The sequence below is a fragment of the Arachidicoccus sp. genome, from assembly GCF_050436765.1.
GTDB lineage: Bacteria > Bacteroidota > Bacteroidia > Chitinophagales > Chitinophagaceae > Arachidicoccus.
This window is the reverse complement of sequence record NZ_JBNQGD010000238.1, coordinates 1-15,628: the sequence shown is the minus strand read 5'-3', so window position 1 is coordinate 15,628 and position 15,628 is coordinate 1. Positions and strand designations below refer to the sequence as shown.

The following is a 15,628-nucleotide window of genomic DNA, read 5'->3' as shown; positions in this document are numbered from 1 at the left end:
AAAAATCAGTGATGCCCGCAAGCGACAGAACACATTTTACTAAGGCCTTTGCATCATCTATATTACCACCGCCGTCAGTGATAGCTTCAGCTTCTAAAAGATAAGCCTCTGAAAGGCGCATAGCATAACTGACACTCGAATTATCTGTAGGGCTTGGATGATCAACCATTCCGGGATAATATTTTTTAAATACATGCATGGGCGTTCCGAAATACGGATTTGGAATCGTTTGATATATCCATTGACTCCGTGGATCACCTGAAAGTAGACTTACCAGTGAATCACTTCCTACCGCTTGATAATAATCCAAATATTCATTGAATTTATATATATCATTCGAAAACGGTTTTATTCCAAGTATTACTTCACTACTACTTAGACCTTTTGAAAGAAATATATCTTTGGTACTATTCTCCAAGGCAAAGGGGCCGTTGGTAATAATATCTGCACAAAGACTCTGGGCCTGCGTGTAATCGCCATTCGATGCGCGCTCCATTAAGACACGCGCCTTTAATAATTTCGCCGTCCAGACATTCGCATAATAATTTTTCGAATTCAGATTAGGCAGCCCGGCAATAGCACTATCTACATCAGAGAGTATAAAATCATAACTTTCTTTCACTGTATTCCTTGGTAACGTCACATTCTCGGTAGTGATAAAATCTTTTCTTAGGATAATGCCGTAATCACTGGTTATATCATCATATTGACCATAAAAGAATAAAAGCTCTGCATTTGCATAGGCACGTAAGAATTTTGCCTCAGCGATCATAGACTGCTTATCACTTGCCGGAATATTCGTAGCGGTCGCTATATTCTTTAAAAAACCATTGGCAGCATTCACTATTTTATACCCATAATTCCAAATATTACCAACTCCAGACGTTGTAGCAATATAGGAATGATTTGCAAAAACACTCCCACCATAGGGGTAGGTCATTAATCCGCTTAATTCTGAAGGTATCGTCTCGTTAAGATCGCACCACAAAATAGAAGGATTGTTATTATAATCAACACCCGCATCAGCAAACAAATAATAAACGCCGTTAAGGGTCGTTTTTGCACCTTGCAGATCTGTAATTACGTTGCCATCCACCTCAGACGTTGTTGGAAAAACATTCAATTGCTTGCCACAAGAAATCAATGCGGACAATATTAGAAGTCCATATATCTTACAAATATTTTTCATCTCTTAATTTTTTAATTTGCTTATTAGAAACCTATTTTCAAGCCCAATGTAAAAGTCTTCACGGTCGGGTAGTTACTTACATCAAAATATCCACCGGCTACACTGTAAGAATCGTCAGAAGTTTCCGGGTCATTGCCTGGATAAGAGGTAATTGTAAAAAGATTAGATGCGGAACAAAATATGCCTGCTGTATTAACACCCGCCTTCTTCATCCATTTAGATTCTGGGAAATGATAATTTATGGTAAGTGTCCTCAACTTAATATAGGATGAATTATAAACACTTAAACTCGTATTATACAACAGTGATTGATCGTACAAAACCAAACGCGGTTGATTTGTATTCGTATTTTCTGGTGTATATCTATTTAAAGCAATTGCATTTTTATTAGCCGTGTTTTGAAAATTAATACTTGATACACCATCTCCCCACATTAATTCACCACCTTCTGAGTAGGTAAAATAAAAGTTAAGCTCAAAATTTTTGTAGGTAAACCCTTGCGTAAAACCGCCATAATACTTAGGAGCTCCACTACCAATAACTTGATTAAATAAGGGGTAACCGGTGGCGTCCAGTGCATACATCGGATCACCTAAAGAAACGCCCGCAAAAAAACCGCCCAAACTTGGATCAGCATTATCCCCTAAAGCTTTCTTATAAGCATCTAATTGTGCCTGCGTTTTAATAATACCGGTAACTTTTATGCCAGTAATTAATCCCAATGGTTTGCCCTCAATGAGTGCTGTATTGCCATCTTCCAGCCCGGTTAAGTCACCAATTTGGCTAAGATCTGCACTGGCACTTAATTTAGTTACAAGAGATTTTGCCCAGGTAATATTGAGAGAAGCATTCCAACGAAAGTCCTTTGTACGAATAATATCACCTTGTAAAGAGAATTCATAACCACTATTTCTAAGGCTAGCCACGTTACCCAAAAGCGAAGGGTAACTACTACTAGGCGTTAATGGCAAAGACAGCAGAGCATTATTGGTTTGTTTTTTATAATAGTCAAAGGTACCTTGCAACCTATTTTTGAAAAAAGAGAAATCAACTCCTGCATCCGTTTCGTTGGTCGTCTCCCACCTAATGGCCGGATTGCCTAATTGAGTTGGAAGGAGTGCACTGGAGCCCGCATAGGCGTATGGCGCATACAAAGTGCGGTACATTTGATCTCCAATATTCTGCGTACCTGTTGACCCATAACTGGCTCTAAATTTAATATCATCAATCCAATAAACATTTTTCAAAAAGTTCTCCTTTGAAATACGCCAGCCAATCGCTCCCGAAGGGAAAAGCCCAAATTTATTTTCCGGTCCAAATTTTGAAGAGCCATCGGCACGACCCGTAAAAGTAAATAGGTACTTATCCATATAACCATAATTGGCACGTAGGTAATAAGATACTAAATAACTTTGTGGTTTACTTGGATTATCGCCTTTAGTAAAGAGTGGTGTAACAGCTGAAGATAAACTATTTAGTACATTATCATTCGGATAACCTGAAGCCGTCGCACTAAAGAAACTATATTTATTGGTTTCATAAGAAGTCCCCCCCAATAAATCCAAAGAATGCTTTTCATTAAAGATATTGTTGTAAGTTAATGTATTTTCAACGATCCAATTAGTTATATGACTATTCGTGTTGCTTCCAATACCTCCATTATTTTCAACATTTCCATAGAAACTGCCAATGGAAAGATAACTTGGCGTATAATTGCGCTGAGAATAATCTTGTCTATTTAAAGAAACTGAACTTTTAAATTTCAATTTTGGCGAAAATTCATAAATGCCTGTAAGTGACCCGAGCATACTAAAGGTTTTGGCATCATTAATAGCTGAAAGCATCGCCACAGGGTTTTGATAACCAAAATAGCTCAAACCCACCTTACTAAAATCTGTATAGGCACCTGTAGAATCGTAAGGCGCATAGTCTGGTCTCGCACGTAGTGCTTGTTGATAGGCGCCATCTGTTATGTTTTGAGAGGTATATCCCATATCCAGATTGGTAATAAAGCTCAGATGTTTGCCTATTTCGTTTTCAAGATTAAGTTTACCTGCGATGCGTTGATAATTACTATTCTTTATAACTCCGGGAGTAGTATTATAAGAGATAGAACTATAATAAGTAGAGGCTGATCCTCCTCCCCTTACAGAAACCTCCGCATCATTTGAATAGGTGTTTCGTGTAACCTGATCTATCCAATTGGTATTGGCTTTACCGAAATAAGTGTCTGGAGAGTGAATGATAGCATATTCTTCCGCAGGAATGGGGTAGCCCATTAAATGATTGTACACGGAATCATTGACAGCGGCTTCTGTAAGCAACATTTTGTACTGAGCTTTATTCAATAACTTTGGAGTGATTGGCTTGGTATAAGTTCCGGAATAACTAAAAATAATTTGCGGCTTCATATCCTTCTTGCCTTTTTTAGTAGTAATAATCACTACACCATTAGCTGCCTTAGATCCATAGATAGCTGTAGAAGCCGCATCCTTTAGGATAGTAATAGATGCAATATCATTTATATTGAGGCCACCAATACTGTTCAGTCCATTGACAAAAGCCGTAGACATCCCCGCACTTACCCCACCATAACCAGTTACATCATTACCTACCGGACTAGAGACATCAAAACCGGGATTGATAAAATTACTCTTCACTTGAATAGGGACACCATCAATTACATATAATGGGTCGTTACCTCCTAATATGGAAGTAGAGCCCCGAACGCGTATTCTTACTGCTCCGCCTGGAGTCCCATCTGTTTTTGTTACCTGCACTCCGGCTGCCTTTCCAGCCAAAGCATTATCAACGGAAAGGAAAGGCACGTCCTGAATATCTTTTGGATTGATAACTGATACCGATCCAGTCAAATCTTTCTTTTTAGTGGAACCATAACCAATCACAACAGCATTATCTAACTCGTTCACTTTTTGCTTCAAAACAATGGTGATAAAATGCGTCCCGTCAGTTTTCGTCTCTTTTGATTCATACCCAACGCTACTGACAATAATTGTAAATCCATTATTTGGGAGATCAATTGTGAATTCACCGTCAGCATTGGTAATAGCTCCTTTATCAACATCCAAAACTCTTACAGTGGCTCCAGCAATGGGTTTGCCAGACTCGTCAACTACTTTACCCCTGATTGAAATATTTAGCATACTTCCTGCATCTAAACTTTTAGCAATTATAGATGCAGGCGTTTTGAAAGGTTTTGGTTCAATGTAAACAAACTTGTCTTTTATTTTATAGGTAAAAGGCTGACCACTTAAGCAGGCGTTCAATGCGTCAGTTAAAGTTCCATTTTTAATATTTACTGAAATGGGTGGCGTTTTCGAAATAAGTTGCTGATCCCAGAAAAATGAATAACCAGATTGCTTTTGAATTACAGAAAGTGCCTTCTCCAGTCTTATTGCAGGGTCTTGTAGATTTATTTTTTGTGCATCACTCCTTGCACTGACGTGGAGGGCGGTAACCAAAATGAGAATTGTAGTCAGTCTCATAATTTTCCACATTTTTTTGAGTAAGTAGTCTCTACTATTAGAAACTTGGCATGTAGCAGAATGTTCCATACTTTTGTAATGTTTGGGTTTTACGTGAATAGATGTCTTAGTAGTAAAATATTTGCCGATTGCCCAAATAATAGCCGGGTTTCGAGTACCAATCGTAATCCGGTTTTCTATGAACTTTTTCAGCTTCTAAATAATTACGTTTTCATATTTATAGTTTTAGTTTTAGTTTTAACTTTTATTAATTTTATTCTGGGGAAACAATTACCTTATTGTCTTGAAGTTTAGCATCAATACCATTGGCCTTCAAGGCATCCAAAACATAGGATAGGTTTACATTGCGGTCTATGGTACCACCAAACTGACGTTTAGTAAAATCACCATTAATTTGGACATCTACATTATACCATCTTGATATCTGACGCATCAATTCTGCAATGGAAGTATTATCTAGCACAATCTGACCATGCACCCATGCAATAATTTGACTAGTGTCTATATCTTTAAGTGCTATAATTCCAGATAATTTATCTAACCGGGCTTGCTGCCCGGGCTTTAAAATTCGATTAACATGACCATTGATTAATTTAATTGAACCTTCCACGAGTGTAGTGGCTATCATCTTTTCATCAGGATAAGCCATAATATTAAAATGGGTACCTAAATCTTCGACAATTTGCCCCCCCACTTCCACCTTAAATGGCATTGCCCTATTATGCACTACTTCAAAATAAGCCTCCCCACTGATGCTGACTTTTCTTTCCTTACCAGAGAACGCGGTAGGATAGGTAATGGAGGAAGACGCATTTAGCCATACCCTGGTGCCATCAGGTAAAACAAGTTGAAACTGCCTTCCTCTAGGCGTGGTCATAGTATTAAATACCGTGGTCTTTTGCGCTGTTTGCTGACTGGCTTGATAAATCAGCGCCCCATTTTTTTTCACAACATTTACAGCACCTTGCTTCGCAATATTGCCATTATTTAAACTATCAATTACAATATGGGAACCATCTCCGAGGGTAAGTATCGCTCCATTATGACCTGGTGCCATATCTACCATGTTATTAGCAGCAATCTTTGACGCAGTATTATTGGATGGTTTCTTGTTATATATAACTGCCGATACTGCGATAAAAAGGAAGAAAACTGCGGCGACGCCGGCCCATTTATAATAGTACAATAGCCTGCTTCTTTTTTTCAGTCCAGATTTGATTTGAACATCAAGCCAAAGCTTTTTCCAATCAGGATTATCATTAAATGTATTGGAGGCATTTTCATTTTCTGCCCTAATGGTAAAAGATGCGAATAAATCTTTTGCACCGCCCAATTGTAACAATTCATGAAAGGCCAAAACCTCTTCTTCTGAAAGTTGTTTGTTTTCGTATTTCTTTAAAAGTTCTTCTAAACGTATTCGCTGTTGTTCATCCATAAAATACGGAAACTGATTTTAGATATTTCTACAAAGTTTCCAATAGTAAGACGGATCGTTAATGTGAAACGCAGAGACAGAAAGATGTTTTTTTGTATTTTATTTAAAATAATTTACAAAAACGAAAAAAATGACGAAGGAAACACCCTTGAGCGAAGTTCTAATATGTTGAATAGCATCAGAAAGATGAGACCTAACGGTACTGGACGTAAGGTTGAGATCTTTGGCAATCTCTTTAGGGGTTTTAGCCTCCTGGGTACTTAAATAAAAAATGCGCTGTTTTTGTTGTGACAATTGACTAATTGCCCGGGAAACGATCCCTTCGTTTTCTTTCAAAAGATAATCATATTCTGCACTTTCAGCAGAAGATTTCTGAGGGCACAGCGCAGCAAATTGTTTCATCATAAATTCCTTCGCCTTATTCGAGCGCAAATAGTCATAAGTTTTGTTCACCGCTATTTTATAGATATATGCAGAAACGTTTAGTATATCCGGAAGTTTGTTTCTATTAATCCATAAATTCACAAATATGTCCTGGGTTATTTCCTCCGCTTCTGCTTTTGATTTTGTCCATTTATAAGCATAAGCATAAACCTTACTTTTATGCCGTTCAAATAATTGGGCAAAAGCCTCCTCATCACCGCCTTTTAGCAGTTCTGCCAATTGTTCATCTGAATGATTCTGGTGGGAAAGCATGAAGATTGTTACTGGGTAAATGTTACGGTAAAGTTAAGGAACTTTACATAAAAATTCCTAAAATTAAAATTAATCACCTGATTTCTCCCTTAAGGATTCGCTCATTAAAACAATTTTACCCCTTCATTTATCTCCCCAATGACCAAAGACTAACTCCAGCACGCCTCGTACTTGGCAAGTAGTTCGAGCGTCAACGTTGGTACCTCTTAATTTCTGAAGACCTCGCGAGGACCGGCAACCGAAGACAACTCATTAGCCCGAATAGAAGATTGAATCTTTAAGAAATTATGCCCAATGGTAGTTACCTCTCCTACGATTATAATTGCGGGATTTGATAAGCCTTCGTTTAGCGCTCTGAAATAAATATCCTTTACAGTACCAGAAATTACTTTTTCATTTTTGGTCGTACCATCCTGAATAATAGTGACTGGGGTATCTCTTTTACCAGCAATACTAAAAATATCCATTATCATCTCCAATTTACTCATAGCCATTAATATTACAACAGTAGCAGTCGATTGGGCCGCTAAATGGATATCTGTAGAGATCCCGCCGGTCTTGGTTGTTCCTGTCACGACCCAAAAGCTTTCGCTTATTCCCCTGCAAGTAAGTGGGATCATTTGCATGGCCGGTACGGCTAGAGCACTTGAAATACCGGGAATTATTTCCACAAAAATTCCTGCTGCATTTGCCGCTTCAATTTCTTCTTGCGCTCTTCCGAATACAAACGGGTCACCTCCTTTTAATCGGACAACGCGGCCATAGGTCAGCGCATGATCAATTATTGTAGCATTAATCTCATCTTGGGATAGGAAATGGCAGCCCATCCGCTTACCTACGAACTTTTTTATACATAGGTCATTTGCATAATTGAGCAATTCTTCATTTGCCAATGCATCATATAATATTACATCAGCTTTTTCTATTGCCTTAATCGCTTTCAGCGTAATAAGTTCTGGGTCACCGGGTCCGGCACCTACTAATGAAACTAAAGGAAATATCATAATATTTCAAATTATGTTTTAAAATATGTGAAATAAAAATCTAAAAACTAACTATTGTAGCTATTTTAGTCATTAATTTTACTATATAATCAGTACAAAAATATATTATTTATGACTCAAAACAATTAATTATATTATATAGAATTTATTATAATTTATTAAATTTCCTCCACTCAATCTAAAAAGTATAATATGAAAATAAAAATAGTCGTCATAGGAAACGGGATGGTTAGCTATAAATTTTGCGAGAAATTAATTAAAAAAGCAGGAACAACACATTTTACCATTGCCGTTTTTGGTGAAGAGATAAGGCCGGCATATGACCGTGTTCATTTGAGCGAATATTTTGCGGGTAAATCGGCAGAGGAATTATCAATGTCTTCTAAAGAATGGTATAGAGAAAACAATATTACACTTCATCTAGGCGATCCAGTTCAGAGCATAGACAGAGCGAATAAAACAATCCTCTCCCATAAAGGCATTTGCGAAACTTACGATTATCTAGTCATGGCGACCGGTTCCTCCGCGATGGTACCACCCATTCATGGTATCGAAAAAGAAGGCGTATTTGTTTATCGAACCATCGAGGATTTGGAAATGATTACCGCTTACGCAAAAAAAGTAAAGAAAGCAGCCGTATTAGGCGGGGGCCTATTAGGACTTGAAGCAGCAAAAGCCATGTTAGATCTGGGCATCAACAAAACACATGTAATCGAATTTGCCGGACGATTAATGCCCAGACAGTTGGATGACGCAGGCGCTGCGACTTTAAAAAATAAATTAACCGCACTTGGTTTAAGTATTCATACCAATAAACATACCTATCAAGTTTTAGGAGAAGAACGAATAACCGGAATCCAGTTTGTAGATGAAAGTGAATTATCTGTCGACATGTTAGTAATATCAACAGGCATTAGAGCAAGAGATGAACTGGCAAGGCAATGCGGTTTAAATGTTGGCAGCCGCGGAGGTATCGTTGTAAATAATAATTTGGAAACTAGCGACCCTGATATATACGCCATCGGAGAATGTGCCGTCCATGAAGACATGGTATACGGCTTGGTGGCGCCCGGCTACGAAATGGCCGAGATTGTGGCATCCAATATCTATGAAGGAAGTTCTTCAACAAAGCAGCTTAAGACTTTCACCGGATTTGATATGAGTACCAAACTTAAATTAATTGGTATTGATGTTGCGAGTTTTGGGGACCCTTTTTTGACAATAGATAAGGGACGCACCATTGTTTTCGAAGATAAGATCAACCAAATATATAAACGCCTGAATGTCTCTTTGGATGGCCGCTATTTATTGGGAGGAATATTGGTCGGCGAAGCGGCACAATACAATCTTCTTGTTCAGAATTACAAAAACAAAATCCCTCTGCCCCCCAATTCGGAAGAGTTAATAATGAAGCCACAGGAGAATAACAAGCCGGAAGGTGCGGGTATCGTTGCGCTTCCTGACGATGCCATCATTTGTAGCTGTGAGGGTATTACCAAAGCCGAAATCTGTCATGCCGTAAGCGAACTAGGGTGTGAATCTGTAGATGCTATTAAAAAATGCACCAAAGCGGGTACAGGTTGCAGTGGCTGCGTTCCTATGATCAAGGATCTGATGATACATACCATGAAATCCGAGGGCAAATATGTTCGTAATGTTTTGTGCGAGCACTTCGACTACTCGAGACAGGAACTATATGATATTGTAAAATTAAAAGAATTAAAAAGTTTCGACGAGATATTAGATGCAATAGGAAGGGGTGATGGTTGCGAGATTTGCAAGCCTGCTGTAAGCTCTATTTTGGCAAGCCTTTGGAATGAAATGATTCTTAAAAAGGGAAACGACACCGCACAAGACAGCAACGATCGCTTTCTGGCCAATATCCAAAAAGGAGGCACCTATTCTGTAGTGCCACGCATTCCGGGAGGAGAAATTACACCCGACAAATTAATAGTGATTGGTGAAGTGGCTAAAAAATACAACTTATACACTAAAATTACCGGCGGGCAGAGAATTGACATGTTTGGTGCACATGTAGATGATTTACCCGCAATTTGGGAAGAGTTAATAAATGCGGGTTTTGAAAGCGGCCATGCTTATGGAAAAGCATTGCGTACTGTTAAGAGTTGTGTAGGATCTACCTGGTGCCGTTTCGGATTGCACGACAGCGTCAGCTTCGCGATTCAAATTGAAGAAAGATATCGGGGACTGCGTTCACCACATAAACTAAAATCGGCTGTTTCCGGTTGTATACGCGAATGTGCCGAAGCGCAATCAAAAGACTTTGGCATCATCGCCACAGAAAAAGGCTGGAATCTATATGTCTGCGGTAATGGTGGCTCAAAGCCACAGCACGCACTATTATTAGCCTCCGATATTGATAGTGAAACTTGCATAAAATATATTGATCGTTTTTTAATGTTTTATATCAAAACTGCTGAACCATTAATGCGGACAGCAACCTGGCTGAACAAAATGGACGGTGGCATAGATTATCTGCGCAACGTGATCGTTAACGATAGTTTAGGGCTGAATGCTGAATTGGAAGCCGCCATGAAATTATTGATAGATAGTTATAAGTGCGAATGGAAAGAAGTAATAGAGTCGCCCGAATTACGTAAACGTTTCTCACATTTCGTGAATGCACCAGGAGAAAAAGATCCCGAAGTAAAATTTGAAGCGATGAGAGAACAAAAAAGAGCTGTCGAATGGAAATAAATAAAAGTAAAAAAGATAAGGGGCAAATAATAGTTGCAGCTTTTTTGTCCTTCTAAAGCAATAAACAAATCATCTATTCATTAACAAAAAACGCAATCATGGACAACAAAAATACAGAAAACCTGACATGGTTCGCTGCCTGCAAAGTAAGTGACGTTCCGCCCAACGGAGGGGTCTGTGTGAAATACGGCAATGAACAAATAGCCTTATTTTACTTTACAAGAAGAAACGAGTGGTATGCTACACAGAACCTTTGCCCGCATAGACAGCAAATGGCTTTGAGTCGAGGCATGCTCGGCTCAGAAAATGGCGAGCCCAAAATTGCATGTCCTTTTCATAAAAAAACTTTTTCATTAATCTCCGGAGAATGCCTGAATGCGGAAGAATGTAGTATTAAAACCTACCCGGTAAAAGTGGAAGGCGACAAAATTTATATAGGCATTGAGCAGGGAGTAGCCGCATAAGTAAGTTTACAAAAAACCCGGCAGGTTGCAGCCTAACCGGGAAAGGTTTCCTACATCTATTCATTAACGTAAAAACCCCACCAAATGTATGAAAAATACAATTGCTAAACTTTCATTATCAACGTTTATTTGCTGCACTGCCTTAACCCCTGCGTTGTCCCAATTAACCATTAGCGGTCAACTGCGTACGCGCAGCGAATTGAAAGATGGACAAGGTACCCTCTTATCAAAAGGAGCTCAACCCGCTTCTTTTACCTCCCAACGCACCAGACTAAATCTCGACTACAAAATGGATCGATTGGAATTTGGACTTTCCTTGCAAGACGTGCGCGTCTGGGGACAGGATGTTTCAACCATTAATCGCACTACAACGGCAAATAATAATGGCTTAAAATTGCAACAAGCCTGGGCAGATATTTTATTAAGTAACCCAGATGTAAAAAATAAATCCTTTAGTTTAAAAATTGGCCGTCAAGAATTATCCTACGACGACCAACGTTTGCTTGGTGCGCTTGACTGGTTACAACAAGGCAGAAGTCACGATGCGGCACTATTAAAATATCAAGATGCTTCCTGGATGGTTAACCTGGGTGCGGCCGAAAATCAAAATAAAGAGAATGCTTCCGGTACTATTTATGTGAGCACACCGCCGGGCAACTATACAGCAAATACCAATGGTGGTGCAATGTATAAAAGTCTGCAGTTTTTTTATGCCGGTAAAAAACTGAAAAAAGGAGCGGCATCTTTCTTATTTCTTGCCGATCAATTTAATAAATATGAATTAGACAATGCGGACACCAAAAATTATGAAAATGGTGGCTGGGGTAGAATGACTACCGGACTATATTTCAATAATTCATTTGACAATTTAAATATGACCGCTTCTGCTTATTATCAATTTGGGAACAATCCAATTGGGCAAAAATTAAGCGCCGGCTTGTTAAGCCTATACACAAATTATAATTTCAACAAGAAATTTAGTCTGGGGCCAGGCGCGGATTATACTTCGGGTGGAAATAGCGGGAATACAAGCCATAACTTTGATCCCCTTTATGGAACACCTCATAAATTCTGGGGCTCCATGGATTATTTTTATGTGGCTAGCCCTTTTGGCATAAACGGACTACTAGATTATTACTTAAAAGCTACTTACAAAACTGCAAACAAATTTATACTAAGTGGGGGCCTCCATCAGTTTAATAGCGCCAAAGAAATTTCATCATATGATGTGAATGGAAGAAAGAAAAACTTTGGAACAGAAACGGATCTCACCGGCAATTATCAATTAAATAAGGCTATCGGTTTTGAAGCAGGCTATAGTCATTTTTTTGCAACGCCATTATTAGCCTCTTCCTCTGTTAAGAATGTTGCCAATGCAAGTCTTAATGCAAATTGGGTTTACTTGATGATAAATATCACACCAGATTTTCTGACGTACAAATACTAGTTCCTGATCAGGTTTAAGTGCCGCTCAACAATTTTATAATGCTCAAACTTTTTCAATATGTCAAATTCATCCTACAAACCATTAGAAAAATTAAATGTCTTTAGTCTGAAGGGTATTCAGATGAAGACCTTTCATATCACCTGGTTCATGTTTTTTATTTGCTTTTTTGGTTGGTTCGGCTTGGCACCATTGATGCCGACCATTCGTGGCGACTTGCATTTAACCAAATCGCAAGTAGGTAACTTGATTATCATTTCCGTTTCGACAACAATTATTGCGCGACTGATCATTGGAAAACTCTGTGACAATTGGGGGCCCAGAAAAACAGCTATTCGCCTTTTACTGGTAGGTTCGCTACCGGTAATATTGGTAGGCCTTGCTCATAGCTATACTTCCCTGCTTATTTTTCGAGGAGCAATCGGTATAATCGGGGCTTCTTTTGTTATCACACAGTACCATACTTCAATGATGTTTGCCCCTAATATCAAAGGTACGGCAAATGCTTTTACTGGAGGCTGGGGCAATCTTGGCGGCGGTGTAACCAATATAGTAATGCCCTTAATCTTTGCTACTATCGTAGGCTTCGGCTACACAAAACAAGAAGCTTGGCGTTATGCGATGATTGTACCAGGCGTACTCATGTGGTTGACTGCCTGGCTGTATGCTAAATACACCAAAGACACACCCATTGGCAACTTCAACGAAATTGGTCACATAACCCATAAGAAAAAGACCGACTGGCATATATTGAAAGACGGAAGAATTTGGGCGCTTACTGCCGGATATGCAACCTGTTTTGGCGTGGAGATCACTTTTGACAATGTAGCCTCCTTGCACTTTGTAGACAGCTTTCATCTTTCTTTGCAAACCGCCGGATTGTGTGCAGGTATTTTTGGCGGGATGAATTTATTTGCGCGTGCATTAGGGGGTTTTGTTTCGGACAAAACGGGTAAGAAATATGGTATACGTGGCAAAGGAATTTTTCTGGCATTAATGCTTTTACTAGAGGGCGTCTGTCTACTTTTTTTCGCTGCGGCCGGAACATTGGTAATGGCTATTATCTGTATGCTCATATTCGCATTATTCTTAAAAATGGCGAATGGCGCCACCTACGGCATTGTTCCCTTTATCAATAAAAATAATGTCGGGCTGATAAGCGGAATTGTCGGAGCAGGCGGTAATTGCGGAGGTATGGTCTTCGGTTTCCTTTTCAAGAGTCAAACGATTAGTTATGTACAAGCGTTTAATTATATAGGTATCGCTATCATTGGTATTTCATTGATCGTACTGATTACAAAATTCGCACAACCTAAATATGAACAGGAAGTAGAAGGGGATTTAATAATCGCGTAATATTTTGACAAAGCGAGGGGCATATTTATGACGAAAAAGACAGTTACCACGACCTGTTGCTATTGCGGCGTAGGTTGCGGCATAAAAATCCACAAAGATAATGCAGGTAAATTGCAGCTCTCGGGAGATGAAGATCACCCGGTCAATAAAGGTATGCTTTGCAGTAAAGGGATGAATTTGCATTATACTGTAATGGATAAAACAGATCGGTTACTTTATCCCGAAATGCGTTACAACAAAATTCTTCCTCGCCAAAGAGTTTCCTGGGATACCGCCTTGGACAGAGTCGCGGCCGTTTTCACTACCCTCATCAAAAAATATGGGCCGGACTGCGTGGCATTTTATGTATCCGGTCAATACCTAACGGAAGAATATTATGTGGCTAATAAACTTATGAAAGGGTTTATTGGCAGCAACAATATTGACAGCAATTCCAGACTTTGCATGAGCAGCGCGGTCGCCGCTTACAAAATGTCTCTGGGTGAAGATAGTGTACCGCTTTGTTACGAAGATATCGAATTAGCGGATTGTATTTTTGTCTCCGGAGCGAATCCGGCTTGGTGTCATCCAATTTTATGGAGAAGAGTAGAAGCTGCAAAAGTCGCCAATCCCCATTTGAAAATAATCGTCAGTGATCCGCGTAAAACGCAGACTTGTAGCCTTGCCGATGTGCATCTTCAGCTAAAACCGGGTTCGGATATCACCTTACATCATGCCATTGGAAGATTGCTGATAGAAAATGGACAAATCGATATTGATTTTATTAAAAATCACAGCGAAGGTTTTGACGCCTATCAAAGGCAAGTGATGCAACATTCCCTGGAAGAAGCAGCGACTATTTGCGGAGTTTCCGAAAATGATTTGCGTAAGGTGGCAGCATACATTGGTCTTTCTAAAGGCTTTATAACCATGTGGACAATGGGTTTAAATCAAAGTGTAGTCGGGGTAAACAAAAATCTAAGCCTGATAAATCTAAATTTGATTACGGGAAAAATAGGCAAACCAGGTAGCGGTCCTTTCTCCTTAACTGGACAACCCAACGCTATGGGCGGAAGAGAAGTAGGCGGGTTGGCTAATTTACTAGCGGCGCATAAAAACTTGACCAGCGAAGCCGACAGAAAGTTTATGCAACAATATTGGGGCGGGGTGGCCATTTCTGCTGATGCAGGATACACCGCAACACAAATGTTTGAAGCCCTCAATGACGGGCGTTTGAAAGCTATTTGGATAATGGGGACCAACCCACTGGTGAGTCTACCGAATGCACGCCTAGCGGAAGAAGGATTGAAAAAAGCAAAATTTGTCGTGGTGCAAGAAATTAGCGACAAGCCTGAAACATTACAATACGCAGATGTGATTCTACCCGCTGCTGCTTGGGCAGAAAAAGAAGGAACGATGACTAATTCGGAAAGAAGAATTACGTACCTCAATAAGATAACAGATACTCCAGGCGAAGCGCTTGCTGACGGGGAAATACTTTGTCACTTTGCACAAAAAATGGGTTTTAAAGGATTTGACTATACGCACCCTTCCGAAATCTATGATGAACACGCGCGGTTAACCGAAGGCACAAATATCGATATAAGCGGGCTGAATTATTCCATTCTAAAAGAAAAACGTTCCGTGCAATGGCCCTATAAAAAACAGGAAACGGGTTTTGGACAACAACGTCTATTTACGGACAGGGTTTTTTACACCCCGTCTCAAAAAGCCATCATACATAGCTTTGATGATAGTAATAAATCAGAACAACCTACGGCCGAACATCCTTTGATATTGACGACAGGTCGGATCAGGGATCAATGGCACACAATGA

At 39.5% G+C, this 15,628-nt stretch carries 10 protein-coding genes; 5 read left to right on the top strand and 5 right to left on the bottom strand.

What is annotated here, in order from left to right; all coding sequences use genetic code 11:
• The 5 genes from ACQR30_RS10425 to cobA form a co-directional block, all read right to left on the bottom strand.
• Nucleotides 1-1,189: RagB/SusD family nutrient uptake outer membrane protein (locus tag ACQR30_RS10425; RefSeq protein ID WP_429734769.1), on the bottom strand; the 1,189-nt coding region annotated here is incomplete at its 3' end.
• A 23-nt stretch (nucleotides 1,190-1,212) separates the two neighbouring features.
• Entirely contained in the window at nucleotides 1,213-4,695 is a 3,483-nt protein-coding gene (locus ACQR30_RS10420; RefSeq protein ID WP_429734767.1) for a TonB-dependent receptor, read from the bottom strand.
• Between the two features lie 253 nt (nucleotides 4,696-4,948).
• Entirely contained in the window at nucleotides 4,949-6,130 is a 1,182-nt protein-coding gene (locus tag ACQR30_RS10415) for a FecR family protein (protein WP_429734765.1), read from the bottom strand.
• Nucleotides 6,131-6,229: 99 nt separating this feature from the next.
• Complete coding sequence (locus ACQR30_RS10410) at nucleotides 6,230-6,826, bottom strand: RNA polymerase sigma factor (RefSeq protein WP_429734763.1); 597 nt, start codon at nucleotides 6,824-6,826, stop codon at nucleotides 6,230-6,232.
• A 206-nt stretch (nucleotides 6,827-7,032) separates the two neighbouring features.
• Complete coding sequence (gene cobA / locus ACQR30_RS10405; protein WP_429734761.1) at nucleotides 7,033-7,830, bottom strand: uroporphyrinogen-III C-methyltransferase; 798 nt, start codon at nucleotides 7,828-7,830, stop codon at nucleotides 7,033-7,035.
• 192 nt (nucleotides 7,831-8,022) lie between these two features.
• Between cobA and nirB the strand changes: the two genes are divergently transcribed.
• The 5 genes from nirB to ACQR30_RS10380 all read left to right on the top strand — a co-directional run.
• Nucleotides 8,023-10,548 (top strand): nitrite reductase large subunit NirB, encoded by a 2,526-nt coding sequence (gene nirB, locus ACQR30_RS10400; RefSeq protein ID WP_429734758.1) that lies wholly within the window; start codon nucleotides 8,023-8,025, stop codon nucleotides 10,546-10,548.
• Nucleotides 10,549-10,646: 98 nt separating this feature from the next.
• Nucleotides 10,647-11,012 carry a nitrite reductase small subunit NirD gene (gene nirD, locus ACQR30_RS10395; protein ID WP_429734756.1) on the top strand — a complete coding sequence of 122 codons (366 nt, stop codon included), beginning with the start codon at nucleotides 10,647-10,649 and terminating at the stop codon, nucleotides 11,010-11,012.
• Nucleotides 11,013-11,100: 88 nt separating this feature from the next.
• Nucleotides 11,101-12,459: an alginate export family protein gene (locus ACQR30_RS10390; RefSeq protein WP_429734754.1), complete on the top strand. Its 1,359-nt coding sequence runs from the start codon at nucleotides 11,101-11,103 to the stop codon at nucleotides 12,457-12,459.
• A gap of 57 nt (nucleotides 12,460-12,516) precedes the next feature.
• Nucleotides 12,517-13,812, top strand: coding sequence for an MFS transporter (locus ACQR30_RS10385; protein WP_429734752.1), 1,296 nt, complete (start codon nucleotides 12,517-12,519; stop codon nucleotides 13,810-13,812).
• Nucleotides 13,813-13,839: 27 nt separating this feature from the next.
• A partial coding sequence (locus ACQR30_RS10380; RefSeq protein WP_429734750.1) for a molybdopterin-dependent oxidoreductase occupies nucleotides 13,840-15,628 on the top strand: 1,789 nt, incomplete at its 3' end.

Coding starts and splice junctions, on each gene's coding strand:
- ACQR30_RS10385 (WP_429734752.1), top strand. CDS start 12,517: ATGTCAAATTCATCCTACAAACCATTAGAAAAATTAAATGTCTTTAGT.
- nirD (WP_429734756.1), top strand. CDS start 10,647: ATGGACAACAAAAATACAGAAAACCTGACATGGTTCGCTGCCTGCAAA.
- ACQR30_RS10410 (WP_429734763.1), bottom strand. CDS start 6,826: ATGCTTTCCCACCAGAATCATTCAGATGAACAATTGGCAGAACTGCTA.
- ACQR30_RS10420 (WP_429734767.1), bottom strand. CDS start 4,695: ATGAGACTGACTACAATTCTCATTTTGGTTACCGCCCTCCACGTCAGT.
- nirB (WP_429734758.1), top strand. CDS start 8,023: ATGAAAATAAAAATAGTCGTCATAGGAAACGGGATGGTTAGCTATAAA.
- cobA (WP_429734761.1), bottom strand. CDS start 7,830: ATGATATTTCCTTTAGTTTCATTAGTAGGTGCCGGACCCGGTGACCCA.
- ACQR30_RS10390 (WP_429734754.1), top strand. CDS start 11,101: ATGAAAAATACAATTGCTAAACTTTCATTATCAACGTTTATTTGCTGC.
- ACQR30_RS10415 (WP_429734765.1), bottom strand. CDS start 6,130: ATGGATGAACAACAGCGAATACGTTTAGAAGAACTTTTAAAGAAATAC.